Origin of the sequence: Streptomyces sp. C36 (genome assembly GCF_040932295.1) — a bacterium.
In the GTDB taxonomy this organism is placed as follows: Bacteria; Actinomycetota; Actinomycetes; order Streptomycetales; family Streptomycetaceae; genus Streptomyces; species Streptomyces triculaminicus.
Map to the genome: position 1 here is coordinate 314,051 of NZ_JBFQGI010000008.1, position 25,937 is coordinate 339,987.

The following is a 25,937-nucleotide window of genomic DNA, read 5'->3' on the forward strand; positions in this document are numbered from 1 at the left end:
CCCGGGCGCCCCTCCCCTTCCGCTCGCGCGTCCGCGAGAGCGTCAGCTCTTGTCGTTCAGCATGCCCTTGACCCGGGCGCGGACGTCCTCGGTGTCCAGGCCGCGGATCGTCAGGGTGGTGCGGCGGCGCAGCACGTCGTCGACCGTCTCGGCCCACTCGTTGTCACGGGCGTACACGACCTGGGCCCAGATCTCCGGGCCGTCCTCGTGGATCCGCTCGCCGAGCTCCGGGTTCTCGTTGACCAGGCGCGCGATGTCGAAGGACAGCGAGCCGTAGTGGGTGGCCAGGTGACGGGCCGTCAGCGGATCCATGCGGCTGCCGGGCTCGCGGTCCACCAGCAGGCGGTGGGCGACCGCGTTGGGGTTGGCGACACCGGGCAGCGGGGTGCGGCGGACCAGGCTGGAGATGGGCTCCATGTCCTCGGTCAGCGGGCTGCCGGGCACCTGGGCCAGCTTCTTCATGACCGTACGGCCGATGTGACGGTAGGTCGTCCACTTGCCGCCGGCGACAGAGAGCATGCCGCCCTTGCCCTCGGAGACGACCGTCTCGCGCTTGGCCTGGGCGACGTCGCCCGGGCCGCCGGGCAGCACGCGCAGGCCGGCGAAGGCGTACGTCATCAGGTCGCGGTCGAGGTCCGCGTCCTGGATGGAGAACGCCGCCTCGTCGAGGATCTGCTGGATGTCCTCCTCGGTGGCGCGCACGTCCGCCGGGTCACCCTCGTACTGGGTGTCGGTGGTCCCCAGCAGCAGCTGGTCCTCCCAGGGGAGGGCGAAGGTGATGCGGTACTTGTCGATCGGGGTGGCCATGGCGGCCTTCCACGGCGACTTGCGCTTCATCACGATGTGCGCGCCCTTGGAGAGCCGGATCGACGGCGCGGCGCCCTTGTCTTCCAGCTTCCGCAGGTGGTCCACCCACGGGCCGGTGGCGTTGAGGACGACGCGCGCGTCGATGCCGAACTCGGTCCCGTCCATGCGGTCCTTGAGCTCCGCGCCGGTCACCTTGCCGTGCGTGAAGCGCAGGCCGGTCACCTCGGCGTGGTTGAGGACCACGGCACCCGACTCGACGGCCGCGCGGACCGTCATGACGGCCACGCGGGAGTCGTTCATCTGGTGGTCGTAGTAGACCGCCACGGCCTTGAGGTTGTCCGTGCGCAGGCCGGGGTTGTCGGCCTTGGCCTTGGCCGGGGAGATCACCTTGCCGACGCCGTCGCCGAAGGCGGACAGCGCCGAGTAGGCGAAGACACCGGCGCCGAGCTTGGCCGCGCCCACCGGGCCGCCCTTGTAGACGGGCAGGTAGAAGGTGAGCGGGTTGACCAGGTGCGGGGCCACGTCCTTGGCCAGCACCCGGCGCTCGTGGTGGTTCTCCGCCACCAGCTTGACCGCGCCGGTCTGCAGGTAGCGCAGACCGCCGTGGACGAGCTTGGAGGAGGCGGAGGAGGTGGCGCCGGCGAAGTCGCCGGCGTCCACCATCGCGACCCGCAGTCCCGACTGCGCGGCGTGCCAGGCGACCGAGGTGCCCAGGATGCCGCCGCCGATGACCAGGAGGTCGTACGTCGCGTTGGACAGTCGCTCCCGGGTCTCGGCTCGGCCCGGGTTGGCACCGGCGGCCGGGTGCGTTCCCAGGGTCGGAACGCTCTGCGGGGTTGTCATGATTACTCCTCGTCCTCGATCCAGCCCATGGTCCGCTCGACGGCCTTGAGCCAGCTCTTGTACTCGCGGTCACGCGTGTCCGCGTCCATGCGGGGGGTCCACTCGGCGGCCCGGCGCCAGTTGGCGCGCAGGGCGTCGGTGTCCGGCCAGAAGCCGACGGCCAGGCCGGCGGCGTAGGCGGCGCCGAGGCAGGTGGTCTCGGCGACCATCGGGCGCACGACGGGTGCGTCCAGGAAGTCCGAGAGCGTCTGCATCAGCAGGTTGTTGGAGGTCATGCCGCCGTCGACCTTGAGCGCGGTCAGCTCGACGCCGGAGTCCTTGGTCATGGCGTCGGTGATCTCGCGGGTCTGCCAGGCGGTGGCCTCGAGCACGGCGCGGGCGATGTGCGCCTTGGTGACGTAGCGGGTCAGGCCCGCGATCACGCCGCGCGCGTCGGAGCGCCAGTAGGGGGCGAACAGGCCGGAGAAGGCCGGCACGAAGTAGGCGCCGCCGTTGTCCTCGACGGAGCTGGCCAGCGTCTCGATCTCGGCCGCGCTCTTGATGAGGCCCATCTGGTCGCGCATCCACTGCACGAGGGAGCCGGTGACGGCGATGGAGCCCTCGAGGGCGTAGACCGGCTTCTGGTCGCCGATGCGGTAGCCGACGGTGGTCAGCAGGCCGTTGTAGGAGTTGACGGGCTCGTCGCCGGTGTTCATCAGCATGAACGTGCCGGTGCCGTAGGTCGACTTGGCCTCGCCCTCGGAGAAGCAGGTCTGACCGAAGAGGGCCGCCTGCTGGTCGCCGAGCGCGGAGGCGACGGGCACACCGGCCAGGGCGCCGCCCTTGGCGGTGCCGTAGACCTCGGCGGAGGAGCGGATCTCCGGCAGCACGGCGGCCGGGACCTCCATCGACTCCAGGATGCGCTCGTCCCAGTCGAGGCTGCGGAGGTTCATCAGCATCGTGCGGGAGGCGTTGGTGACGTCGGTGACGTGCACGCCGCCGTCGGTGCCACCGGTGAGGTTCCAGATGACCCAGGAGTCCATGGTGCCGAAGAGGATGTCGCCGGCCTCGGCGCGCTCGCGCAGGCCCTCGACGTTGTCCAGCAGCCAGCGGACCTTCGGGCCGGAGAAGTAGGACGCCAGCGGCAGGCCCGTCTCACGGCGGAAGCGGTCCTGACCGACGTTGCGGCCGAGCTCCTTGCACAGGGCGTCGGTGCGGGTGTCCTGCCAGACGATGGCGTTGTAGACCGGCTGACCGGTGTTCTTGTCCCACAGCAGCGTGGTCTCACGCTGGTTGGTGATGCCGATGGCCTTGACGTCGGCGGCGGTGATCCCGGCCTTCTCGACGGCGCCCGCGACGACCTCCTGGACGTTCGTCCAGATCTCCATGGCGTCGTGCTCGACCCAGCCCGGCTTCGGGAAGATCTGCTCGTGCTCCTTCTGGTCGACGGAGACGATGCGTCCGTCGCGGTCGAAGACGATGCAGCGGGAGGAGGTGGTGCCCTGGTCGATCGCGGCGATGAACGGGCCCTGGGCGTGGGTGCCGGTGGTCTCGGTCATGGTGGTGTCTGCTCCTGAGGTCTGAAGGGTCTCGGCGGGTGCGATCAGAACGCGATCTTGTGGATGCCTGCGGCGAGCGCGGCACCGACGAGCGGGCCGACCACCGGAACCCAGGCGTAGCCCCAGTCTGAACCGCCCTTGTTGGGCAGCGGCAGCAGCGCGTGCACGATGCGCGGGCCGAGGTCGCGGGCGGGGTTGATGGCGTAGCCGGTCGGGCCGCCGAGCGAGAGGCCGATGCCCACGACGACGAAGGCGACCATCAGGGTGCCCGTGCCGCTGGTGGCAAGGCCCTTGGTCAGACCCATGGTGAGGATGAAGAGCACCAGCGCCGCGGTGGCGATGATCTCGGTGACGAGGTTCTGCACCACGTTGCGGATCTCGGGGCCGGTCGAGAAGACGCCCAGCACCGGGCCGGCCTCGGGCGTCGCGGTCTGGTCGACCATGCCCTCGGCGGGGTTGAGGCTCTCGACGAGCTCCGGGTCCGTCATGTGGGCCTTGAACTGGCCGTAGTAGGCGAGCCACACCAGCGACGCACCGATCATCGCGCCCAGCATCTGGGAGCCGATGTAGAGCGGAACGTCGCTCCACTTGACGGCGCCGTCGATGGCGAGGCCGAGGGTGACGGCGGGGTTGAGGTGCGCGCCGGACTTGGCGCCGATGTACGCACCGGCCAGTACGGCGAAGCCCCAGCCGAACGTGATGGCGAGCCAGCCCGCGTTCTGCGCCTTCGAGCGCTTCAGGGTGACGGCGGCGCACACGCCGCCGCCGAGCAGGATCAACACTGCGGTACCGATGAGCTCACCGGTGAAGATGTCGGAGCTGGACACCCGCGACTCCTTTGTCCTTCGTCCAGGGGAAGGCGAACCCCGGGTAGCTCCGGCGGTCCGCGCCCTCCGTGAGGGCGGTGATCGGCCTCATGTCACTGCACGCACTGCACACCATAGCGAATATTGTCGTTAGGTGTTCGACAATGCCGACCGATGCACGGCAGTTTTCTGCACGGTTAAGGGCGCGTCAAGGGTTCTGTGACCGAAAACTTTGGGCCAACTGGCCGGAAATCTCCGTATGGATACCGGTGGGTAACGAGGGGATCTCGGGGGCCCCCGGAACGGACCGCACGGTCCGTTCCGCAGGCCCGCTCCGGGACCTAGAAACGCCCCGCGCCGAGGTCGCGGGAGACGGCCCGCGCGCAGTCGCGGACGGCCGCCACCAGGCGGGCCTGTACCTCGCCCTTCTCGCACACGCGCTCCACGGCGCCCATGACGCCGACCGCCCCCACCGGCATCCGCCGCCGGTCGTGGATGGGCGCCGCCACCGAGGCCACGCCCGCCCAGGTCTCCTCCACGTCCGCGGCCCAGCCGCGGGCGCGGGTGAGATCGAGCACGCCCTCGAGATCGGGCAGGGCCGTGACGGTGCTGGGGGTGAACGCCTCGCGGTCGGATTCGGCCACCTCGCTGTGCGCCACCGGGTCGTAGGCGCACAGCACCTTGCCCAGGGCGGTGGAGTGCAGCGGCTGCATCGCGCCGACCTCCAGCACTTGACGGCTGTCGTCCGGCCGGAAGACATGGTGGATGATCAGCACGCCCTGCTGGTGCAGCACGCCCAGATAGACGCTCTCACCGCTGGAGCGGGCCAGGTCGTCGGCCCACACCAGGGCCCGGGCCCGCAGCTCGTGCACGTCCAGGTAGCTGTTGCCCAGCCGCAGCAGCTCGGCCCCCAGCTGATAGCGGCCCGAGGCGGGATCCTGCTCGACGAAGCCCTCCTGCTGCAGGGTCCGCAGAATGCCGTGGGCGGTGCCCTTGGCGAGCCCCAGCGCGGAGGCCACGTCGGACAGTCCGAGCCGCCGCTCGCCGCCCGCGAGCAACCGCAGCATCGCCGCAGCCCGTTCGAGCGACTGGATGGTCCGTGCCATCGAGCAACCTCCTTACACGCCGCCGACCGGCTGTATCCGTTTGTATCCGTTCGGCAATGCTGAACACTATCGGCCGATGCCGACCAGGGGGTACCCGACAGCAGGCTTCTCCATGATCGCTGAGACCCGCCTCCCGGCCCAATCCGGCCACCCCCGCCGTACACCGCCCCCGGACGCCGCCCGTCCGCCCCCTGGGACGCCCCCTGCCCGCGCGGCGCGCTGCGGCTACGCTTGCGGCGTGCGCCCTCTGCAGGGAGGGCGTAAAGCCGACAGCCGTCGCACACCCGGGAGCACATCCATGGCCTCGCGTACGCCATCGACCCCTCTGCCCGCCCGAGCCGCGCAACTGCGCGAGGCCCTCGCCACCCGAGTGGTGGTGGCCGACGGGGCGATGGGCACGATGCTTCAGGCGCAGGACCCCAGCCTCGAGGACTTCGAGCAGCTCGAGGGCTGCAACGAGATCCTGAACGTCACCCGCCCCGACATCGTGCGCTCGGTGCACGAGGCCTACTTCGCCGTCGGCGTGGACTGCGTGGAGACCAATACGTTCGGAGCGAACTTCTCCGCTCTGGGCGAATACGACATCTCCGATCGTATCTTCGAGCTCTCCGAGGCCGGCGCCCGCATCGCCCGCGAGGTGGCGGACGAGTACGCGGCCGGCGACGGCCGCACCCGCTGGGTCCTGGGCTCGGTGGGCCCCGGCACCAAGCTCCCCACCCTCGGCCACACCTCGTACGGGACGCTGCGCGACGCCTACCAGCGGAACGTCGAGGGCCTCGTCGCCGGCGGCGCCGACGCGATCCTGGTGGAGACGACCCAGGACCTGCTGCAGACCAAGGCGTCCGTCGTCGGCGCCCGGCGCGCCATGACGGCGGCCGGCGTGGACCTGCCGCTGCTGGTCCAGGTGACGGTCGAGACGACCGGCACCATGCTGCTGGGCTCCGAGATCGGCGCGGCGCTGACCGCCCTGGAGCCGCTGGGCATCGACATGATCGGCCTGAACTGCGCCACCGGCCCCGCCGAGATGAGCGAGCACCTGCGCTACCTCTCGCGCCACGCCCGCACCCGCGTCTCCGCCATGCCCAATGCCGGCCTGCCGGTGCTGGGCAGGAACGGCGCCCACTACCCCCTCTCCCCCGCCGAGCTGGCCGACGCCCACGAGACGTTCGTCAGGGAGTACGGGCTGTCCCTGGTCGGCGGCTGCTGCGGCACCACGCCGGAGCACCTGCGGCAGGTCGTGGAGCGGGTGCGGGACCTGACCCCGAGCGAGCGCGCGCCGCGCCCCGAGCCGGGAGCGGCCTCGCTCTACCAGACCGTGCCCTTCCGCCAGGACACCTCGTACCTGGCCATCGGCGAGCGGACGAACGCCAACGGCTCGAAGAAGTTCCGCGAGGCCATGCTGGACGCCCGCTGGGACGACTGCGTGGAGATGGCCCGCGAGCAGATCCGCGAGGGCGCCCACCTGCTCGACCTGTGCGTCGACTACGTCGGCCGGGACGGCGTCGCCGACATGGCCGAGATCGCCGGCCGCTTCGCCACCGCCTCCACCCTCCCCATCGTGCTGGACTCCACCGAGCCCGCCGTCATCCGGGCCGGCCTGGAGAAGCTGGGCGGCCGGGCCGTGATCAACTCGGTCAACTACGAGGACGGCGACGGACCCGACTCGCGCTTCGCCCGCATCACCCGGCTGGCGGTCGAGCACGGCGCCGCGCTGATCGCCCTGACCATCGACGAGGAGGGCCAGGCCCGTACGCCCGAGCACAAGGTGGCCGTGGCCGAGCGGCTGATCGCCGACCTCACCGGCAACTGGGGGGTGCGGGAGTGCGACATCATCGTCGACTGCCTCACCTTCACCATCGCCACCGGGCAGGAGGAGTCCCGGCGCGACGGCATCGCCACCATCGAGGCCATCCGCGAGCTCAAGCGCCGCCACCCCGACGTCCAGACGACGCTGGGCCTGTCGAACATCTCCTTCGGCCTCAACCCGGCCGCCCGCATGGTGCTCAACTCCGTCTTCCTCAACGAGTGCGTCGAGGCGGGCCTGGACTCGGCCATCGTGCACGCCAGCAAGATCCTGCCGATCGCCCGGCTGGAGGAGGAGCAGCGCGAGGTCGCCCTCGACCTGATCCACGACCGCAGGCGCGAGGGGTACGACCCGCTGCAGCGGTTCCTCGAGCTGTTCGAGGGCGTGGACACCAAGTCCATGAAGGCCGGCAAGGCCGAGGAGCTGGCGGCCCTGCCGCTGGAGGAGCGGCTGCGCCGGCGCATCGTCGACGGCGAGAAGAACGGCCTGGAGGCCGACCTCGACGAGGCGCTGACCGGGCGTCCGGCGCTCGACATCGTCAACGACACCCTGCTGGAGGGCATGAAGGTCGTCGGCGAGCTCTTCGGCTCCGGCCAGATGCAGCTGCCGTTCGTGCTGCAGTCGGCCGAGGTGATGAAGACCGCGGTCGCCCACCTCGAGCCGCACATGGAGAAGTCGGACGCCGAGGGCAAGGGCACGATCGTGCTCGCCACCGTGCGCGGCGACGTCCACGACATCGGCAAGAACCTCGTCGACATCATCCTGTCCAACAACGGCTACAACGTCGTCAACCTGGGCATCAAGCAGCCGGTCTCGGCCATCCTCGAGGCCGCCGAGGAGCACCGGGCCGACGTCATCGGCATGTCCGGCCTGCTGGTGAAGTCCACCGTCATCATGAAGGAGAACCTGGAGGAGCTGAACCAGCGCAAGCTGGCGGCGACCTACCCGGTGATCCTCGGCGGTGCGGCGCTGACCCGTGCCTACGTCGAGCAGGACCTCCACGAGATCTACGAGGGCGAGGTGCGCTACGCCCGCGACGCGTTCGAGGGCCTGCGGCTGATGGACGCGCTGATCGCCGTCAAGCGGGGGGTGCCGGGCGCGGCCCTGCCGGAGCTCAAGCAGCGGCGCGTGCCCAAGCGGGACGTGCCCGTGCTCGAGGCCGAGGAGCCCGAGGGGTCGGTGCGCTCGGACGTCGCCGTGGACAACCGCGTCCCCGAACCCCCCTTCTGGGGTACGCGCGTGGTCAAGGGCATTCCGCTGAAGGACTACGCGTCCTGGCTGGACGAGGGCGCGCTGTTCAAGGGCCAGTGGGGCCTGAAGCAGGCCCGTACGAGCGGCCCGACGTACGAGGAGCTGGCCGAGGCCGAGGGCCGGCCGCGCCTGAGGGGACTGCTGGACAAGCTCCACACGGAGAACCTGCTGGAGGCGGCCGTCGTCTACGGCTACTTCCCGTGCGTGAGCAAGGGTGACGACCTCATCCTGCTGCACGAGGACGGCACCGAGCGCACCCGCTTCACCTTCCCGCGCCAGCGGCGCGGGCGCCGGCTGTGCCTCGCGGACTACTTCCGCCCGGAGGAGTCGGGCGAGACGGACGTGGTCGGCCTCCAGGTCGTCACGGTCGGCTCGAGGATCGGCGAGGCGACGGCGAAGCTCTTCGCGGCGGACGCCTACCGCGACTATCTGGAGCTGCACGGCCTGTCCGTCCAGCTGGCCGAGGCGCTCGCGGAGTACTGGCACGCGCGCGTGCGGGCCGAGCTGGGCTTCGGCGCGGAGGACCCGGACGACGTCGAGGGCATGTTCGCCCTGAAGTACCGCGGCGCCCGCTTCTCCCTCGGCTACGGCGCCTGCCCGAACCTGGAGGACCGGGCGAAGATAGCCGCCCTTCTGGAGCCGGAGCGCATCGGCGTGCGGCTGTCGGAGGAGTTCCAGCTCCACCCGGAGCAGTCCACGGACGCGATCGTGATCCACCATCCGGAGGCGAAGTACTTCAACGCGCGGTAGCGCGGCGGAGTCGCTCGACGCACCCGATCGGAGGATTGCGGCTGTTGCCCCCGTTTGCCGGCGATGCTCGCGGGAAAGGCCACCGCCTGGCGGTGGCCCCATCGCCGGAAACGAGGGAGGAACGGCCATGAGGCGTGCGACGAGGCATGCGATGTCGAAGGCGGTGACGCTCGCGGTCGCCACCGCGGCCGTGGGAACGGCGGTCCTGCTGCCGGCGTCCACGGCCGACGCGCAGGGGCGGGCGCGCATGCCGATCTGCCCGCACATCGTCGGCCTGTGCACCTGGTCGGAGCCCGACTCGGGGGGCGGCGTGAGAATGTTCCCGCGCGCCGCGCCCCGCCTCGACCCGGCGGTCCGCAGTGCGAAGAACCAGACCGGCGTGGCCTGGTGCCTCTACCCGCGGCCGTCCTACGGCGGCCGGCCCGTCGTCCTCACATCGGGCTCGTACACCCCGGGCCTGGGCCTCGAGGCCCGGTCCGCGCGGCCGTGCTGACCTGACGCGGGCGCCCGGTCCCGCGAGGGCAGGTGGGGCGCGCGCCACACCACTCGCGCGCCACACCACTCTTGTGTGCGCCCCGGGGGCGCCCCCTAACGTGAGCGTCGCTACGCAATGCATCGATGCGCCTACGTATGGTGACGGTGTATGCGCGCTCGTCGTGCCCTCCGGGGTCGCCGCCCCCGCGCGGCCGGGCCCCGCCACCCGCAGGAGGCAGTTGACCATGCAGCGCTCGATCTCCGGGATCACGGCGGCCGCCCTCACCGGCCTGGCGGCCCTGGCCCTCACCGCCGGCCTCGGCATGGCCGGCGCCGCCGCGGGCCCGGCCCCGGCCGCCTCGTACGCCGAACCGCGCGACCTCTCGGGCGAGGAGGCCAGAACCCTCTCGGCGTCCCTCGCCGGCGAGCTCAAGGCGGGGGCGGCGGGTTCGTACTACGACGCCGCCACGAAGAAGCTCGTGGTGAACGTGGTCGACGAGGCCGGCGCCGCGACGGTGCGCAAGGCCGGGGCCGAGCCCCGGACGGTGAAGCACACCACCGCGCAGCTCGACGCGGCCGGTACCGCGCTGCGGGAGAAGGCCAACACGCCGGGCACGGCCTGGGCGATCGACCCGAGGATCAACAAGATCGTCGTCACCGCCGACCGCACCGTCGACACCCCCCGGTTCGGCAACCTCAGCACGATGGCGGGCACCTTCGGCGACAAGGTCGAGACGCGCCGCACCGACGCGCGGTTCACGACCTACATCCGGGGCGGCGACGCCGTCCTCAGCGGCGGCGCCCGCTGCTCGCTCGGCTTCAACGTGCTCGGCGGCGACGGCACCCCGTACTTCCTGACCGCCGGTCACTGCACGAACGGCCGCGCGGTGTGGAACGACGCGAGCGGCCGGGAGATCGGACGCGCGACCGGCAGCCGGTTCCCCGGCGACGACTACGGGATCGTGAAGTACGGCCCCGGCATCGAGCACCCCTCCGAGGTGAACCTCTACAACGGCTCGGCGCAGCCCGTCTCCCGGGCCGCGGACGCCTTCGTGGGCGAGGCCGTGCAGCGCAGCGGCAGCACCACCGGGGTGCACGGAGGCACCGTCACCGCCCTCAACGCCACCGTCCAGTACGCGGAGGGCACGGTCTCCGGCCTGATCGAGACCACTGTCTGCGCCGAGCCGGGGGACAGCGGCGGCCCTCTCTTCGACGGCGCCACGGCCCTCGGCCTGACCTCGGGCGGCCGCGGCGACTGCACCGCGGGCGGCACGACGTACTTCCAGCCGGTGACGGAGCCGCTGACCGCCTACGGGGTCCGCGTCGGCTGAACGTCCCGCGGGCCGCACCCCCCGGACCCTCCCCCGGGGCCGGGGGTTGACCTCAACCTCCCTTGAGGTCACACGATATGACCATGGAATCGCAGCAGCAGAACTCCGTACTCCACGCCCTCGCCGACCGCGCCGCCATCGAACGCCTCGTCACGGACTACCTCCGCTCGCTCGACGAGCGCGCCTTCGACGGCGGCTGGGCCCGCTCCGTCTTCACCGAGGACGCCTCCACCCGGACCCCGGCCGGCACGCACGAAGGCGCCGAGGCCCAGCTGACCTCCATGCGCGAGGCCATGGCGCTCTTCGCGCGCACCGTCCACTTCGGTTCGAACATCGCCGTCGACCTCGAGGGCGACCGCGCCACCGTCCGCTGGAACCAGCTCAGCACCCACGTGCTCGGCACCCCCGAGCGCCTCTTCGAGTCCGGTGGCCACGTCGACGCCGAGGCCGTCCGCACCCCCGACGGCTGGCGCCTGCGCCGGATGGTCCTGAACATCACCTGGACCAAGGGCGACCCGCCGGTGCTGCCGGCCGTCCCCGAGCCGCGGTCGGCCGGGTCACCGCGCCCGTAGCGCCAGCGTCAGCCCCCGGTCCGTCGGCCGGACGCCCGTCTTCGCCCGTACGACGCCGCCGCGGTCGGAGGCGTCGTACCACCAGCCCTCGTCGGCCGCCTCGAAGGCCTCCTTCGACTCCAGCCTCGGCAGGGGCCGCCCGTCCAGGGCGGCCGTGGCCGGGGCGGTGGCGGTGTGGACCGTGAAGTGGTTCGGGCGGGCCGTCTGCTTGCCCCGGTAGTCGCCCTTCAGAGCGGACAGGGACAGCGTCACGTCGCCGGCCGGGCCGTCCGACGGCGCCCGGACCGTCAGCTCCTGTTCCGCGTACGCGCCCGTGCGGTGGGCCCGTGTGACGCCGTCGTCCTCGTAGAGGGTGAAGGACGAGGTGCCCTTCGGGTAGACGTCCCAGGCCACGGGCGAGTCCGCGGTGCGGTCCTCGTGGGAGCGGATGCCGGGCCACATCGGGATGTTCGCGCCGGCCTTCACGAACAGCGGCAGCGTGTCCAGCGGGGCCCGGTAGCCGTTCACGGTGGTCGGGCCCTGGTACGTGCGGCCCGTCCAGTAGTCGGTCCAGGTGCCCCGGGGGAGATAGATGCCGTCACGGACGTCGGTGTCCTCGTGGACGGGCGCCACGAGGAAGTACTCGCCCGTAAGGAACTCGTACTTCGCCGCGTCCGACGACGCCCTGGGGTCGTCGGGGTACTCCAGCGCCAGCGGGCGCACCGGCCCGACGCCCGTGCGGGTCGCCTGGGCCGCGTAGGAGTACATGTACGGCAGCAGCGACTCCTTCAGCTTCAGGTACTTCCGGTTGATCGAGGTGTACGGGTCGCCGTACCGCCACGGCTGCTTGTCGCTGGGGGCCCAGCCGTCCATGGTCATCACGGCCGGCAGGAAGGCCTTCCACTGCAGGTCGCGCACATACGTCTTCGGGCTGCCGCCGAAGATGCCGTCCACGTCGCCCGTGGTGTAGGCGAGGCCCGACATGGTGGCGCCCGCGTAGGTCGGGATCTGCCAGCGGATGTAGTCCCACGAGCCCTTCTGGTCGCCGGACCACTGGACTCCGCACCGCTGGGCGCCGGACCAGCTCTCGGGGGCCCAGGTGAAGCCGCGGGCGTCGCTGTTGTCCTCGATGCCCTTGTAGGCGTCCTTGCAGCCGTCGAGGGCGAACTTGTAGCCGTCGCCGACCCAGGCCACGTCCAGCTTGGCGACCCGCTGACCGGCCTTCACCTGGTCGGCGAGCTTCGCCAGGCCGTCCTCGGTCCACAGGCCCATCGTCATCTTCCGGTCGCCCAGGCCCTTGTTCGCCTCGGCGAGGTTCTCGTAGCCGCAGCCGTAGCCGTCGTTGACGAGCATCCAGCCGAGCGGCAGGTCGTTGGCCACGTAGCCGTCGGCGACCTTCAGCGCGTCCAGCGTGCGGCGCTCGCCGCGGTTCTTGTTGTGCAGGTAGCAGTCGGAGTCGCCGATCTCCAGGCCGTACAGCGGGGGCAGGAAGGGCCGTCCGGTCAGTCGTGTGTACCGGCCGATGACGTCCTTCGCCGACGTCCCGGCGAAGTAGTACGCGTCGAAGCGCCGTTCCCGCGCGCTCGCCGTCACGGGGTCGGCGAAGGCGTACGTGTTGGGGGCGTAGGTGTTGCGGTAGACGCCGTAGCCCGCCGAGGAGAGGTAGAAGGGCACGGAGTTGGGGTGCCCGCCGTCGTTCCAGTCGTAGTCGACGCCCACCTCGACCGTCTTGTCCCGGTGCGAGGTGTTGCCGCGCCCGTTCTGCATCCCGGCGCCGAAGAACTGCTCGTCCGCGCCGCGCGCCAGGGTCTGGGTGGTGCGGTCCGCGGTCCAGGTCAGGCCCTTGGTCTCGGCCCACAGCCGGGAGCCGTCGGCGCGATGCAGGGCGAAGCGCAGCGGGTGCTTGTACGCGCGCAGGGTGACCGCCGCGGTGCCCAGCTCGTAGCGGTCGGCCCGCTCGCGCCAGTGGGTCTGCGGGGGCGGGCCCTGGCGCTGGACGATGTCCTTGCCGGTGGGGTCGGTGAACGTACCGTCGGGCGCGAGCTCCACCCGGAACGAGTCCGCCGTCACGAAGCTCACCCGCACCGCCGCCGTGCCCGCCCGGAGGTGGAAGACGGGCCCGGCCGTCGCGAAGCCGGTGACGTCGCCCACGGTCTCCTCGGCGGCGACGGCCCGCGCTCCGTGGACCGGGCCGGCCATGGTCGCCACCGCCGCCAGGAGAGCGCCGGCGACCACCGCTCTCAGCCGTCGTGTTCGCTGTCGCATGCTCATGACCGCGTGGATAGTCCACCGGGCGTGCGGGCGACCATGGACTGGCGCACCGGGCGCGTGGACTTATCGCACCGGCCGCCGCGGGCGCCGACGAACACGGTTCTCACGGCCGTACCGGTCGGGAGAACGAACGGGGGCGCTCCCCGCGGAGGACCCGCGGGGAGCGCCCCCGAAGCCGGTGGGGCGGGGGCCTCACGGCTCCCGTGCGTCGGCTACAGCGCCACGCCCAGCAGCGCGTCCACCGCGCGGGAGACCACGCCCGGCGCACCCTCGTCCGTGCCGCCGTCGGCGGCCTGGGCCGCCGCCCAGCGGTCGACCGCGGCGAGCGCGGCCGGGGCGTCGAGGTCGTCGGCGAGGGCCTCGCGGATCTCCTCGACGAGGGCGTCGGCGGAGGGGCCGTCGGGACGGGAGACGGCGGCACGCCAGCGGTCCAGGCGCTCCACGGCCCCGGTCAGCACGGCGTCCGTCCACTCCCAGTCGGCGCGGTAGTGGTGGGCCAGCAGCGCGAGCCGGATGGCGGCCGGGTCGACGCCCTCGCGGCGCAGCGCGGAGACGAAGACGAGGTTGCCCTTGGACTTGGACATCTTCTCGCCGTCGAGGGCGACCATGCCGGCGTGGACGTACGCCTTGGCGAAGGGGTTCTCGCCGGTGAGCGCCTGGGCGTGCGAGGCGCCCATCTCGTGGTGCGGGAAGATCAGGTCCGAGCCGCCGCCCTGGACGTCGAAGCCCATGCCCAGGTGCTCGAGGGCGATCGCGACGCACTCGATGTGCCAGCCGGGGCGGCCGTGGCCGAGGGAGGCCCCGTCCCAGCTGGGCTCGCCCGGGCGGGCGGCCATCCACAGCATGGGGTCGAGGGGGTTCTTCTTGCCGGGGCGCTCGGGGTCGCCGCCGCGCTCGGCGGACAGCAGGCGCATGGCCTCGGCGTCGAGGCCGGAGACGCTGCCGAAGGTGGGGTCGGAGGCCACGGAGAAGTAGATGTCGCCCTCGAGCTCGTAGGCGGCACCGGCGTCGCGCAGCCGCTCCACCAGCGGGACGATCTTGGGTATCGACTCCACGGCGCCCACGTAGTGGCGGGGCGGAAGCATCCGCAGGGCGGTCATGTCCTCGCGGAAGAGGGCGGTCTCGCGCTCGGCGAGGGCGGTCCAGTCGTCGCCGTTGGCGACGGCCCGCTCCAGCAGCGGGTCGTCGACGTCGGTGACGTTCTGGACGTAGTGCACCTGCCGCTTGGTGTCGAGCCACACGCGCTGCACGAGGTCGAACGCGTTGTAGGTCGCCGCGTGCCCCATGTGGGTGGCGTCGTACGGCGTGATGCCGCACACGTAGAGACGGGCGACGGGACCGGGGGCGAGGGTCACTCGCTCGCCGGTCGCGGTGTCGTGGATCCGGAGGTCGCGGCCACTGCCGGGCAGGGCGGGAACCTCAGAAGCGGGCCAGGCATGCATGACTTGAGCGTAACCGGATGCACGTTCCGGATACGAACCGGGCGCGGGGGTTGGCCGAAGTTCCCTTCTTGCGCACCGCTCCCGACGTGTGTATTCCCATGCGTCGGCCCGTAAAGATCACACCGGCGGCCAGGGGATCGCCGGCCACTGACCACTGGGCTCACGGTGGCGCCCGGTGCGCAGCAGCTCGGCGACCCGGCCCCGGAGGGCCTCGATCTCGGCCGGAGTGATCAGCTCCGCCAGCCGGACGGCCAGGGGGCGGCCCTCGGCCAGATCGGCCGAAAGTCGCCGTAGGGCCTCCAGGGCCTCCTCGGTCAGCGGCTCCCCCGCCCAGCCCCACAGCAGCGTGCGCAGCTTGTCGTCCGCGTTGAAGGTCACACCGTGGTCGATGGCGTAGAGCCGCCCGTCGGCGGCGGGCAGCAGATGGCCGCCCTTGCGGTCACCGTTGTTGATCACGGCGTCGAGGACGGCCAGCCGGCGCAGCCGCTCGTCGTCGGCGTGGACGAGCAGCGCGGTGCGGTTCTCGCCCACGTCGGCGTAGCCGACGGCCTTCCAGCCGGGGCCGGGCTCGTCGCCCTCGACCAGGGCGAGCAGCCGGTCCTGCCCGGCCGCCTCTCCGGTGTCCTCGGCGTCCTCACCGGCCTCGTCGGCCTCACCAGCCTCGCTGGCCTCGATCCACAGCTGGCACATGCCCTGCCCGTACGGCCCGTCGCGCAGCACCGTGGGCGGGACCAGGCCCCAGCCCATGGCCTCGGAGAGCTCGTAGGCCGCCACCTCGCGCTGGGCGAGGGTGCCGTCGGGGAAGTCCCACAGCGGTCGCTCCCCCGCGACCGGCTTGTACACACAGGCGGCGCTCACGCCCTCGTACTCGACCGTGCAGTAGAGGACCGCGTTGGACGCCTCGCGGATCTGCCCACGCACCGTCAGCTCGCCCTTGGCGAGCAGCTCGTGCGGGGTCAGGCTCCGCGGCGGTATCCGTTCTGGCGCGGACATACGTGTCCCTCCGGGTCGAGCGGCAGGCTGCACAGCGGGCACGGGGGCCGGCCGGCGTTGACGACTTCCAGGGCGCGCTTGGCGAAGGCCCGGGCCATGGTTCCGGTCAGCCGCACCCGCAGCATCGGCGGGCCGTTCAGCTCGTCCTGCAGCAGCCGTTCCTCGGCCTCGGCGAGGTCCTCGTCGGTGTCCGCCTCCAGCTCGACCAGGGCCTGGGCCTCGACCACCATGCGCTGGCCGTCGCCGTCCCAGGCCAGTGCCATGGTGCCGACCCGGAACTCCTCCTCGACGGGGGACTCCAGAGGGGCGGTGTCGGCGAACTCGACGGGGGCCACGGCGGGCACGGGGGCGCTGCCACCGGTGCGCCGGACCACCTCGTCCAGCAGTTCGTCGACGCGCTCGGCGAGCGCCTCGACCTGGGCCTTCTCCAGGGCGACGCTGGTGGTCCGGCCGGCGGCGCTGGCCTGGAGGAAGAAAGTGCGGCGGCCCGGCAGCCCGACCGTACCGGCGACGAAGCGGTCCGGCGGGTCATAGAGGAACACCTGACGGGACAACGTCCTGCTCCATTGGGTTCGGTGGTCGGAAGTGACTGTTCCGGGTGCGGGATCAGGGGCGGTCCCGCGTCACCACCCTACTGCGCCGGTCGATCACGGGGCCCCCGCGCCGCCGCCCACGGCCGCGTCCTCGCTGTGGCCCTCCTCACGGGCCGCCGGGGCCGGGGCGAGACCGGCCAGGTCGCCGGTGTCGCCGAGGCGCAGCAGGTACGGGCGCAGCCGGGTGTAGCGGACGGCGGTGACCGAGCACGGGTCGGCGGTGATCCGCTGGAAGTGGTCGAGGTGCAGGCCCAGGGCGTCGGCGACGACGGCCTTGATGGGGTCGCCGTGGGTGCACATCAGATAGACGGCGTTCTCGCCGTGCTCGCGCTCGATCCGCTCGTTCCACTCCCGTACGGCGTCCACGGCGCGGGCCTGCACGGCGCGCAGCGACTCCCCGCCGGGGAAGGCGGCGGCGGACGGGTGGCGCTGGACCGTCTCCCACAGCGGCTCGTCGGCGAGCTCGGTGAGCTTGCGACCCGTCCAGTCGCCGTAGTGGCACTCGCCGATGCGCTCGTCGGTGTACGAGGACAGCTCGGGCCGGGCGGTGAGCAGGGGCGCGACCGTCTCGCGACAGCGCAGCAGCGGGCTGGTGACCACGGCGGCCAGCGGGACGCCGGCCAGCCGGGCCGGCAGGGCCGCCGCCTGCGCCGCGCCGCGTTCGTCCAGGGCCACGCCGGGAGTCCGGCCGGCGAGCACTCCCGCGGTGTTGGCGGTGGACCGGCCGTGCCGGACCAGGATCAGCGTGGGCATGGCAGCCAGCCTACGACGCCCGCCACGGCCCCGGACGGCTACCGCGACTACGTTCCGGCAGGCAGGGCAGAATGCCCCGCGTGATCGTGGACTGCGCCATCTACCGGGACGGGCACCGCACCGAAGGGCCCTCCGACTTCTCCGACGCGCTCGACGAGGCGCGGGCGGCCGGCGACGCCTTCGTGTGGATCGGGCTGCACGAGCCCACCGAGAAGGAGTTCGAGCTGGTGGCGAGCGAGTTCGCGCTCCACCCGCTGGCCGTGGAGGACGCGCTCAACGCGCATCAGCGGCCGAAGCTGGAGGTGTACGACGACTCGCTGTTCGTGGTGCTCAAGCCGGTGGTCTACGACGACGACGCGGACACCGTCAGCACCGGCGAGCTGATGCTCTTCCTCGGCGACTCCTTCGTGGTGACCGTCCGGCACGGTGAGGGCAGCCCGCTGGCCCGGGTGCGCCGCCGCCTGGAGCAGGACCCCGAGCTGCTGGCGCACGGGCCGACGGCGGTGCTCTACGCGGTGAGCGACGACGTCGTCGACCATTACATCGAGGTGTCGGCCATGCTGCAGGCGGACCTGGACGACCTGGAGGCCGAGGTGTTCGCCCCGCCGGGCGGCGACACCCGGCATACGGCGTCGCGCATCTACTCCTTCAAGCGCCAGGTGGTGGAGTTCCGCCGGGCCACCGTCCCGCTGACCGAGCCGGTGATACGGCTGGCGGCGTCGGGCCTGCCGTTCGTCGACGAGCGCGCCCGGCCGTTCTTCCGCGACGTGAGCGACCACCTGACGCGGGCCAACGAGTCCGTCGACGGCCTGGACCGCCTGCTGACGGACATCCTCTCCGCCCACCTCGCGCAGATGGGCGTCCAGCAGAACGACGACATGCGCAAGATCTCCGCTTGGGCGGCGATGGCGGCGGTCCCGACGATGGTCGCCGGGGTGTACGGCATGAACTTCGACCACATGCCCGAGCTGCGCGAGCCATGGGGCTACCCGGCCGTGCTGATCCTGATGGCGGGCCTCGTCTTCTGGCTGCACCGCCTCTTCAAGCGGCGCGGCTGGCTGTGAACCGGGCCGGGCGACCGGCGGCCGGCGGCTGCCCGGCGGGCCCGGCCGGCCCGCCGGGTAGAACACCCGCCGGGTAAAACAAGAGAACCCCACCGAAGTGGGGTTCTCGTTTGTGTCCGAGGGGGGACTTGAACCCCCACGCCCGATAAAGGGCACTAGCACCTCAAGCTAGCGCGTCTGCCATTCCGCCACCCGGACAAGGTGTCTGTCGTTCGCGGTGTTCCCCGCGGCGACATGGAAAACAATAGCAAACATCCGGGGGTGCTCGATCACCCGGCCGGATCGCGGGGGCCGTGATCGTTGCCGGGGCGTGTCGGCGGCATTGCGGCCTTGGGCTGGGGGAACGCCGGGTGGAGGATGGCGGTGGACCTCCGCCGGAGGCCGCCGCTCGCGCGCGGACCGGCCGACCGGCGGGCAACGACGAGGAGGCAGCGTGAGCGAGTCGAAGCCGGCCACCGCCGGCTTGAGCGCCGAGAGCGAGGTCGTCGATCTGTGCCGCGACCTGATCCGCATCGACACCAGCAACTACGGCGACCACTCCGGGCCGGGCGAGCGCCTGGCCGCCGAGTACGTGGCCGAGAAGCTCGCCGAGGTGGGCCTCGAGCCGAAGATCATCGAGTCGCACAAGGGGCGGGCCTCCACGGTCGCGCGGATAGAGGGTGCCGACCCCTCCCGGCCGGCCCTGCTCATCCACGGGCACACCGACGTGGTGCCCGCCGACGCCGACGACTGGACCCACCATCCCTTCGCGGGCGAGATCGCGGACGGGTGCCTGTGGGGGCGCGGCGCGGTCGACATGAAGGACATGGACGCGATGACGCTCGCGGTGGTCCGCGACCGGCTGCGTTCGGGCCGCAAGCCGCCGCGCGACATCGTGCTGGCCTTCCTCGCCGACGAGGAGGCGGGCGGCACGTACGGCGCCCGCCATCTGGTCGACAAGCACCCCGGCCTCTTCGAGGGGGTGACGGAGGCCATCGGCGAGGTGGGCGGCTTCTCCTTCACCGTCAACGAGAACCTGCGGCTCTATCTGATCGAGACCGCCCAGAAGGGCATGCACTGGATGCGGCTCACCGTGGACGGCACGGCGGGCCACGGCTCGATGACCAACAAGGACAACGCCATCACGGAGCTGTGCGAGGCGGTCGCCCGGCTGGGCCGGCACGAGTTCCCGGTGCGGGTGACCAAGACCGTACGGTCCTTCCTGGACGAGCTGTCGGACGCGCTCGGCACCCCCCTCGACCCCGAGGACATGGAGGCCACGCTCGCCAAGCTCGGCGGCATCGCCAAGATGATCGGCACCACGCTGCGCAACACCGCGGCCCCCACGATGCTCGGCGCGGGCTACAAGGTCAACGTGATCCCGGGACAGGCCACGGCGCACGTCGACGGCCGCTTCCTGCCGGGGTACGAGGAGGAGTTCCTCGCCGACCTGGACCGCATCCTGGGGCCCCGGGTCCGGCGGGAGGACGTCCACGCGGACAAGGCCCTGGAGACCAGCTTCGACGGCGACCTGGTGGATGCCATGCAGTCGGCGCTCAGGGCCGAGGACCCGATCGCGCGGGCGGTGCCGTACATGCTCTCCGGCGGCACCGACGCCAAGTCCTTCGACGACCTGGGCATCCGCTGCTTCGGCTTCGCCCCTCTGAAGCTGCCGCCCGAGCTGGACTTCGCGGGAATGTTCCACGGCGTCGACGAGCGGGTGCCGTTGGATGGTCTGAAATTCGGGGCGCGCGTGCTCGATCGATTCCTGGATCAGTGCTGAGCCGCGTCTGAACGAGCGTCAGACTGCACACATTTGGCGTTTTGTTAACCAGAAAGAGTGAACGCCGGAGTGGTTACGTAGCCCCATTCCCTCCTCGTCGTTACAGGTGTGCGGTCCGCGGCTGGGACCGCATTGCCAACAAGGAGGAAAAATGCTCAAGAAGGTCGTCGCTGCTGCGGCTGCCACCAGTGGCCTCGTTCTCGCGGGCGCGGGCATCGCCGCCGCCAGCGGGGGTGCGCAGGGCGCTGCGGTGAACAGCCCCGGCGTCGTCTCGGGCAACGTCGTCCAGGTCCCGGTGGCTGTGCCGGTGAACCTGTGCGGGAACACGATCAACGTAGTCGGGCTGCTCAACCCCGCCGCGGGCAACGTCTGCGTCAACAAGTGACGTTGCGTCTCATCCCGTGAAGGATTGAAAACCGGGTGGCTCCGGGGCACATGCCATGTGCGCCGGAGCCACCCGGCTTTCGACCCGTGAGTCTTTCGCGCGTGGGCGGGGTCATGACGCCCCTGCGTATTCCGCATGGCACAGAAAGCAGTAGAGGGGCAAGAGGAAATGCGACAGGTCACCAAGAAGGGCCTGATCACGGCAGCGGCGGCGAGTGGAGTGCTCGCGGCGGTCACGGGCGGTTACGCCTCGGCGGACTCGGGAGCCCGGGGTGTCGCGGCGAACTCCCCCGGTGTCGCGTCCGGCAACACCGTCCAGGTTCCGGTCCACGTGCCGGTGAACGCCTGTGGCAACACCGTGAACGTGATCGGGCTGCTCAACCCCGCGACGGGCAACCGGTGTGTCAACGAGGGCGGCGGCCACGGCCACCAGGGCGGCGCGCTGGCGCAGGGCAAGAGCACCGGCTCGCCCGGTGTCGTCTCCGGCAACACCGCGCAGGTCCCGGTGAGCATCCCGGTCAACGCGTGCGGCAACAGCGTCAACGTCGTCGGCATCGGCAACCCGGCCACCAGCAACACGTGCGTCAACGACGGACACGCCCAGTCCGGCGGTCACGAGCACGGCCACGGTCACGAGCAGGGCCACCAGCCGCCGCACGGCGACAAGCCCGGCCACCCGGGCGGCCACGAGCACAAGCCCGGCGGCCACCACGGCAAGCCCGGCGACGAGAAGCCGGGCCACAAGCCGGCCGGCCACCAGGACCGGCCTGCCGGTCACCCGGGCGCGCCCGGCGACCACCACGCCAAGCCCGCCATGGAGGTCAAGGACGCGCACATGCCTCCGACGGCGCTCGGCTCCGAGCACCGTCCGGCGACGGTGGCCCAGCAGGCCGCCGAGCTCGCGCACACCGGTGCGGGCCAGCTCGGCGCGGCCGGCGCGGCCAGCGCGGGCCTGCTGCTCGGCGGTGCCATGCTCTACCGCCGTGCGCGCGGCGCCCAGGGCTGAGGACGCTCAGGGCTGCCCGACCTGAAAGACGGGCAGCCGGCCCGAGGACACACAGGGAGCGGGTCCCGCGGTCGCGGGGCCCGCTCCCTGACGCGTTTCGGCGGGGCCGTCACCCGGTCGGCGTGTTCACCCGGTCACCAGGTCGCCCGGATCTGGCGGATGATCCGGCGGCGCAGCCGTGCCCTGCGGCTGCCGTCGGGATAGAGGCGCAGTCGGTCCAACTCCCAGTGTCCGTACTCGGCGTGGTCGGTCAGCAGTCGTGTGGCGGCCTTCCGGGAGACGCCCCGGGGCACATACACATCACAGAATTCGTATTCCGGCATCGCATCTATTGTGCGGGAACGGGCCCGGTGCGGATAGCGTCTGCACTATGTCTGATGCTGCGCAGCCAACCGCTGCCGAGGTACGGGCCGCCGCCGAGGCGGTCAAAGCCGCTCTGGACCGCCACCTCGAGGCCGTCGAACGCCGTTCGGGGGAGGACGACCCGGCCGTCTACGCCGCGTTCAACGAGCTGGCCGCGACAGCCGAGGCGTACGACGAGCTGCTCTACGACGCCTATGACGAGGTCACCCCCTTCGAGATCCCCGGGGACGACACGCTGCCCGCCTACGCCGGGCCCGAGGAACCCAGTGCGCTCAGCGTGCTGATCCGCAGGGACTACGCCGTGGTCGAGCCCCAGCGTCTGCTCGCCCAGGCCCAGCGTGTCGCCGACCTCGATCCCGACGCCACCGACACGGACACGGCGGCGGCCGGCCCGGGCGGCGTGGGCCACAACGTGCACACGGCCCTCGGCGTGCTCTTCGGGGAGTACGAACCCGACGAGATCGCCTCCCGGCACAAGGAGTTCGGCCTGGAGGAGGGCGACTCCACGCTGTGGGTGGCCGCCGCCGACGATCCCGCCGAGCCCGGCGAGTGGCTGTCCGCGCCCTTCGACCAGCCCGACGCCCAGCGGGTCGTCTGCCGCTTCGACGTCAGCGCCGTCTTCGACGAGGAGACGGCTCTCGGCGACGACCCCGACGACGACCTCGACGACGCCGAGGGGCTGGACGACGGGATCGACGACGAGCTGGACCTCGACGGGGACGAGGAGGACGGCACCGGCACCGGGGGCGTCCGCACGCCCAAGCGGTGATCCCCGCGGGCGGCCCCGCCCGGTGATCCACCGAGGCCCGCCCCGGAGGCCCAGCGGCCCCCGGGGCGCGCCGGTCAGCCGGCGGGCCGCAGCTGGGCCTCCAGCAGCGGCCGCAGCCGGGTGTCGCGCTCCGTGGCCGGCACCTCGGCGACCGCGCGGGCCAGCGCCTGGTCCACCCCGTGCACGACCGACAGATGCCGCTCGCCCCGGCTGAAGGCCGTGTAGACCCACGACCGGGTGAGCGTCGCCGCGGCGTCGCCCGGCAGCACCACCACGGCGGCCTCCCAGCGCGTCCCGGCGGCCTGGTGGGCCGTCACGGCCCAGCCGTGACGCACCTCCTCGGCCACCCGGGCCGGCGGTACGACCACGGGCGTGCCGCCGCAGTCCAGCCGCAGCCCGTCCGCGTCCGCCGAGACCACGGCGCCGGGGACCATCCGGCCGGGCGCCGGCACGTACGCGACGCGGTCGCCCGGGTCGAAGCCGCCGAACCGGCCCGGGCCGGGATTGAGCCGCTCCTTGAGCGCCGCGTTGAGCGCGCGGGTGCCGGCCGGGCCGCCGTGCCCGGGGGTGATGACCTGGGTGCGCTCGGCGGGCACGCCGATGGCGCGCGGCACGGAGTCCGCGACGAGCTGCACGGTGCGGTGCACCGCCTCGCCCGGATCCCGCACGGGAACGATCACGACCTCCTTGCCGGGGGCGTCCACCTGCTGGAGCTCGCCGACGGCGATGCCCGAGACCAGCTCGCCGACGGGGCCGGGGTCGGGGGTGCGGGAGACGACCGCCGGGCACGTACGGGAGGCCACGACGTCCGCGAACACCCGGCCGGGACCCGCGGACCACAGGACGCCCGGGTCTCCGGAGAGGACGAGGCGGGTGCCGTCGGCGAGCGACTCCACCAGCAGGGCGGCCGTCTCCACGTCCAGCTGGGGGGCGTCCAGGACGGCCAGGACGTCCAGGGCCAGGGCGCCGTCCTCGTCGCGCCCCGGGCCCTCCTGGCCGGAGAGCAGGCCGGTCAGGGTCACGGCGTCGGTGACGCCGAGCGCGGCCAGGCGCCGGCGGCCGTCCTCGGTGTGCGCCGCGGCGCAGGCCCGCAGGCCCAGTCCCTCGGCGGCGGCGATCAGCGCGGCGGGCTCGGCCCGGGCGGCCTCTCCGCCGCTGTGGGTGACCAGGCCGGCGGACGCGACGGCACGGATCAGCTCGGCGGCGGACGGCGAGGGCGCGCCGGCGGCGGCGTCCTCCCAGCCGGCGAGGTCCTCGTCCCGGCCGGCGGCGTTCGCCAGCCGGGCCAGGCCGTCGGCGAGGCTCTCCTCGGCCATGGCGTAGCGGTCCAGGCCCAGCAGCAGCCGGACCGGCTCCCCGCTCCCGTCCGCCTCCGCGGTCTCTTCGGTCTCCTCGGGCTCCGGCCCCTCACGGAAGACGAGCACCGAGCCCTCGGCGACGGCGCTCTGCAGCGCCTCGTCCGCGTCCGGGACGGAGCGCCGGGCGAGCTCGGCGCGCAGGGCCGTGGACTCCAGCACCGTGTGCCCCGTGAGGGCGGCGCGCTCCAGCAGCCAGCCGACCAGGGCCCGTGCCCGCCGTTCGTCGCCCGGCCCGCACTCCGCTCCGAGCAGCGCCCGCGCGAAGCCGTCCGCCTGCTCGGGCCGCACACCCGGCACGGCCAGCAGCCGCCACGGGTCCTCCCGCAGGGCCTCGGCGGCGTGCTCGCCGAGCGTCGCGGCGACCGGCCCGGCCAGCTGCTCCGGTGCCCCGCCGGCGGCGAGCACCTCGGTCAGCTCGGCGCTGGGCGGGATCACCGCCGCTCGGGCGGGCGGCGCGGCGGCCGCGCGCGGGGCCGGCGCGGGGCGCGCCGGGCGTGCGGGACGCGCGGCGGGCTTCGGCTCGTTGAAGAACGACGCGGCCGGGCGCTCCCCGCTCTCCACGGCCCGCACGGCCGCGGCGAGCGCCTCGGCGACGGCGGACCGCCGGGCCGACCCGGGCTCCTCGGGCGTCCCGGGCGTCTCGGCGGCAGGGCCGGGCTCCGGCGCGGCCGCGGCTCCCGAGCCCTCCCTGGCACCGGAGTCGCCGGTACCACCGGACGCGTCCGTACCACCGGCCTCACCCGGCTCGGCGGGGGCGTCCGGGTCCGGGCCCGGGGGTGTGCCCGGGCCGTCGCCTTCCTCGGCGGCCACCGTGGTGGCCGCCTCGGGGGCCTCGTCGGTGGCCTCGCCGGCGAGGCGGTGGTCGTTCACAGCGTGCTCCAGTCCTGGTCCGGGTAGCGGTGCACGGGCGCCGACACGTCGTCGAGCGCCTGGCAGATCTCGTCCGGAAGCGTAAGGGCCTCCACTGACAGTGCCTCTCTCAGCTGCTGCGCCGTGCGGGCTCCGACGATGGGGGCGACGACGCCGGGGCGGTCGCGGATCCAGGCGAGGGCCACCTGCAGGGAGGTGGTGGCCAGGCCGTCGGCGGCCGTGGCGACGGCGTCGACGATGCGGGTCGCCGTCTCGTCGAGGTAGGGCTCGACGAAGGGCGCCAGGTGCTCGGAGGCGGCGCGGGAGTCGGACGGGGTGGCACGGCGGTACTTTCCCGTCAGCACGCCCCGGCCCAGCGGCGAGGACGGCAGCACGCCGAGCCCCAGGTCGCGGGCGGCGGGCAGCACCTCGCGCTCGATGCCGCGCTGCAGCAGGGAGTACTCCATCTGCGTGCAGGCCAGCCGGGTGCGCGCGCCCGGCGCGGCGAGCTGCCACGTCGCGGCCTTGGCGAGCTGCCAGCCGCAGAAGTTGGAGACGCCGGCGTAGCGGGCCCGGCCGCTGCCGACCGCGAGGTCGACGGCCTGCAGCGTCTCCTCGACCGGCGTGGCCGGGTCGAAGGCGTGTATCTGCCATACGTCCACGTAGTCGGTGCCCAGCCGCTCCAGCGAGGCGTCGAGGGCGGCGAGCAGGTGGCCGCGTGAGCAGTCGACGCGACGCCCGGGGTCCAGGACGCTGCCGGCCTTGGTGGCGATGACGACGTCGCGGCGCGGGACGAGGTCCCGCAGCAGCCGGCCCAGAAGGTACTCCGCGCCCCCGTCGGCGTAGACGTCGGCGGTGTCGACGAGCGTGCCGCCCGCGTCCCGGAACGACTTGAGCTGCTCGGCGGCGTCGTGCTCCCCGGTGTCCCGGCCCCAGGTGAGGGTGCCGAGCCCGAGCCGGGATACCCGCAGGCCCGTGCGGCCGAGATGCCTTTGTTCCATGAGCGCTGAGATTACTGTCCGGGCCGCGGTGCGTCGCCATGCCGCCACTGTCTGTGGACAACTCGCCG

20 protein-coding genes, 1 tRNA gene and 1 pseudogene are annotated in these 25,937 nt (G+C 72.6%); 9 read left to right on the plus strand and 13 right to left on the minus strand.

What is annotated here, in order from left to right:
• Positions 1–42: 42 nt before the first annotated feature.
• The 4 genes from AB4K12_RS24995 to AB4K12_RS25010 all read right to left on the minus strand — a co-directional run bounded on the left by AB4K12_RS24995 (position 43) and on the right by AB4K12_RS25010 (position 5,100).
• The gene (locus AB4K12_RS24995; RefSeq protein ID WP_368436323.1) at positions 43–1,650 is read right to left on the minus strand and encodes an FAD-dependent oxidoreductase; all 1,608 of its coding nucleotides are present in this window, start codon (positions 1,648–1,650) and stop codon (positions 43–45) included.
• 2 nt (positions 1,651–1,652) lie between these two features.
• Positions 1,653–3,188, minus strand: a complete 1,536-nt coding sequence (glpK, locus tag AB4K12_RS25000) for a glycerol kinase GlpK (RefSeq protein WP_362260746.1) — start codon at positions 3,186–3,188, stop codon at positions 1,653–1,655.
• A 44-nt stretch (positions 3,189–3,232) separates the two neighbouring features.
• A complete protein-coding gene (locus tag AB4K12_RS25005; protein ID WP_086569143.1) occupies positions 3,233–4,015 on the minus strand; it encodes an MIP/aquaporin family protein in 783 nt (260 codons plus the stop codon).
• Positions 4,016–4,335: 320 nt separating this feature from the next.
• A complete protein-coding gene (locus tag AB4K12_RS25010; RefSeq protein WP_368436326.1) occupies positions 4,336–5,100 on the minus strand; it encodes an IclR family transcriptional regulator in 765 nt (254 codons plus the stop codon).
• Positions 5,101–5,398: 298 nt separating this feature from the next.
• Between AB4K12_RS25010 and metH the strand changes: the two genes are divergently transcribed.
• The 4 genes from metH to AB4K12_RS25030 all read left to right on the plus strand — a co-directional run bounded on the left by metH (position 5,399) and on the right by AB4K12_RS25030 (position 11,282).
• Entirely contained in the window at positions 5,399–8,905 is a 3,507-nt protein-coding gene (gene metH / locus AB4K12_RS25015; RefSeq protein WP_368436328.1) for a methionine synthase, read from the plus strand.
• Between the two features lie 127 nt (positions 8,906–9,032).
• A complete protein-coding gene (locus AB4K12_RS25020; RefSeq protein ID WP_368436330.1) occupies positions 9,033–9,398 on the plus strand; it encodes a peptidase inhibitor family I36 protein in 366 nt (121 codons plus the stop codon).
• Between the two features lie 226 nt (positions 9,399–9,624).
• Positions 9,625–10,710: a S1 family peptidase gene (locus tag AB4K12_RS25025; protein WP_368436332.1), complete on the plus strand. Its 1,086-nt coding sequence runs from the start codon at positions 9,625–9,627 to the stop codon at positions 10,708–10,710.
• A gap of 83 nt (positions 10,711–10,793) precedes the next feature.
• Positions 10,794–11,282, plus strand: a complete 489-nt coding sequence (locus AB4K12_RS25030) for a nuclear transport factor 2 family protein (protein WP_368436334.1) — start codon at positions 10,794–10,796, stop codon at positions 11,280–11,282.
• Between the two features lie 36 nt (positions 11,283–11,318).
• Here the strand turns inward: AB4K12_RS25030 and AB4K12_RS25035 are convergent.
• The 5 genes and pseudogenes from AB4K12_RS25035 to AB4K12_RS25055 all read right to left on the minus strand — a co-directional run.
• Positions 11,319–13,460, minus strand: a pseudogene (locus tag AB4K12_RS25035) (TIM-barrel domain-containing protein); the annotation flags it as partial.
• A 284-nt stretch (positions 13,461–13,744) separates the two neighbouring features.
• Complete coding sequence (gene mshC / locus AB4K12_RS25040) at positions 13,745–14,974, minus strand: cysteine--1-D-myo-inosityl 2-amino-2-deoxy-alpha-D-glucopyranoside ligase (RefSeq protein ID WP_368436335.1); 1,230 nt, start codon at positions 14,972–14,974, stop codon at positions 13,745–13,747.
• A 117-nt stretch (positions 14,975–15,091) separates the two neighbouring features.
• A complete protein-coding gene (locus tag AB4K12_RS25045) occupies positions 15,092–15,967 on the minus strand; it encodes an SCO1664 family protein (protein ID WP_368436337.1) in 876 nt (291 codons plus the stop codon).
• Entirely contained in the window at positions 15,931–16,521 is a 591-nt protein-coding gene (locus AB4K12_RS25050; protein WP_368436339.1) for a DUF3090 domain-containing protein, read from the minus strand. The genes AB4K12_RS25045 and AB4K12_RS25050 overlap by 37 nt, the downstream gene beginning before the upstream one ends.
• 93 nt (positions 16,522–16,614) lie before the next feature.
• Entirely contained in the window at positions 16,615–17,313 is a 699-nt protein-coding gene (locus AB4K12_RS25055; RefSeq protein WP_368436341.1) for a histidine phosphatase family protein, read from the minus strand.
• Between the two features lie 71 nt (positions 17,314–17,384).
• On the opposite strand from AB4K12_RS25055, the gene corA reads away from it, so the two are divergent.
• Positions 17,385–18,377, plus strand: a complete 993-nt coding sequence (gene corA, locus AB4K12_RS25060; RefSeq protein WP_368436343.1) for a magnesium/cobalt transporter CorA — start codon at positions 17,385–17,387, stop codon at positions 18,375–18,377.
• Between the two features lie 113 nt (positions 18,378–18,490).
• Here the strand turns inward: corA and AB4K12_RS25065 are convergent.
• Positions 18,491–18,575, minus strand: a tRNA-Leu gene (locus AB4K12_RS25065).
• 235 nt (positions 18,576–18,810) lie between these two features.
• Here AB4K12_RS25065 and AB4K12_RS25070 point away from each other — a divergent pair.
• The 3 genes from AB4K12_RS25070 to AB4K12_RS25080 all read left to right on the plus strand — a co-directional run bounded on the left by AB4K12_RS25070 (position 18,811) and on the right by AB4K12_RS25080 (position 21,529).
• Entirely contained in the window at positions 18,811–20,139 is a 1,329-nt protein-coding gene (locus tag AB4K12_RS25070; protein ID WP_207247184.1) for a M20/M25/M40 family metallo-hydrolase, read from the plus strand.
• A 151-nt stretch (positions 20,140–20,290) separates the two neighbouring features.
• Positions 20,291–20,524 (plus strand): chaplin, encoded by a 234-nt coding sequence (locus AB4K12_RS25075; RefSeq protein ID WP_362260724.1) that lies wholly within the window; start codon positions 20,291–20,293, stop codon positions 20,522–20,524.
• Between the two features lie 168 nt (positions 20,525–20,692).
• A complete protein-coding gene (locus AB4K12_RS25080; protein ID WP_368436346.1) occupies positions 20,693–21,529 on the plus strand; it encodes a chaplin in 837 nt (278 codons plus the stop codon).
• A 134-nt stretch (positions 21,530–21,663) separates the two neighbouring features.
• On the opposite strand, the gene AB4K12_RS25085 is transcribed toward AB4K12_RS25080, so the two are convergent.
• Positions 21,664–21,852, minus strand: a complete 189-nt coding sequence (locus AB4K12_RS25085) for a DUF5703 family protein (protein WP_086568809.1) — start codon at positions 21,850–21,852, stop codon at positions 21,664–21,666.
• Between the two features lie 47 nt (positions 21,853–21,899).
• Here AB4K12_RS25085 and AB4K12_RS25090 point away from each other — a divergent pair, with 47 nt between their 5' ends.
• Complete coding sequence (locus tag AB4K12_RS25090; protein WP_368436348.1) at positions 21,900–22,661, plus strand: hypothetical protein; 762 nt, start codon at positions 21,900–21,902, stop codon at positions 22,659–22,661.
• 74 nt (positions 22,662–22,735) lie between these two features.
• On the opposite strand, the gene AB4K12_RS25095 is transcribed toward AB4K12_RS25090, so the two are convergent.
• Both AB4K12_RS25095 and AB4K12_RS25100 read right to left on the minus strand, forming a co-directional pair.
• Positions 22,736–24,889, minus strand: coding sequence for a helix-hairpin-helix domain-containing protein (locus AB4K12_RS25095; protein WP_368436350.1), 2,154 nt, complete (start codon positions 24,887–24,889; stop codon positions 22,736–22,738).
• On the minus strand, positions 24,886–25,869 hold the full coding sequence (locus tag AB4K12_RS25100; RefSeq protein WP_368436352.1) for an aldo/keto reductase: 984 nt from the start codon (positions 25,867–25,869) through the stop codon (positions 24,886–24,888). The genes AB4K12_RS25095 and AB4K12_RS25100 overlap by 4 nt, the downstream gene beginning before the upstream one ends.
• Positions 25,870–25,937 lie beyond the last annotated feature (68 nt).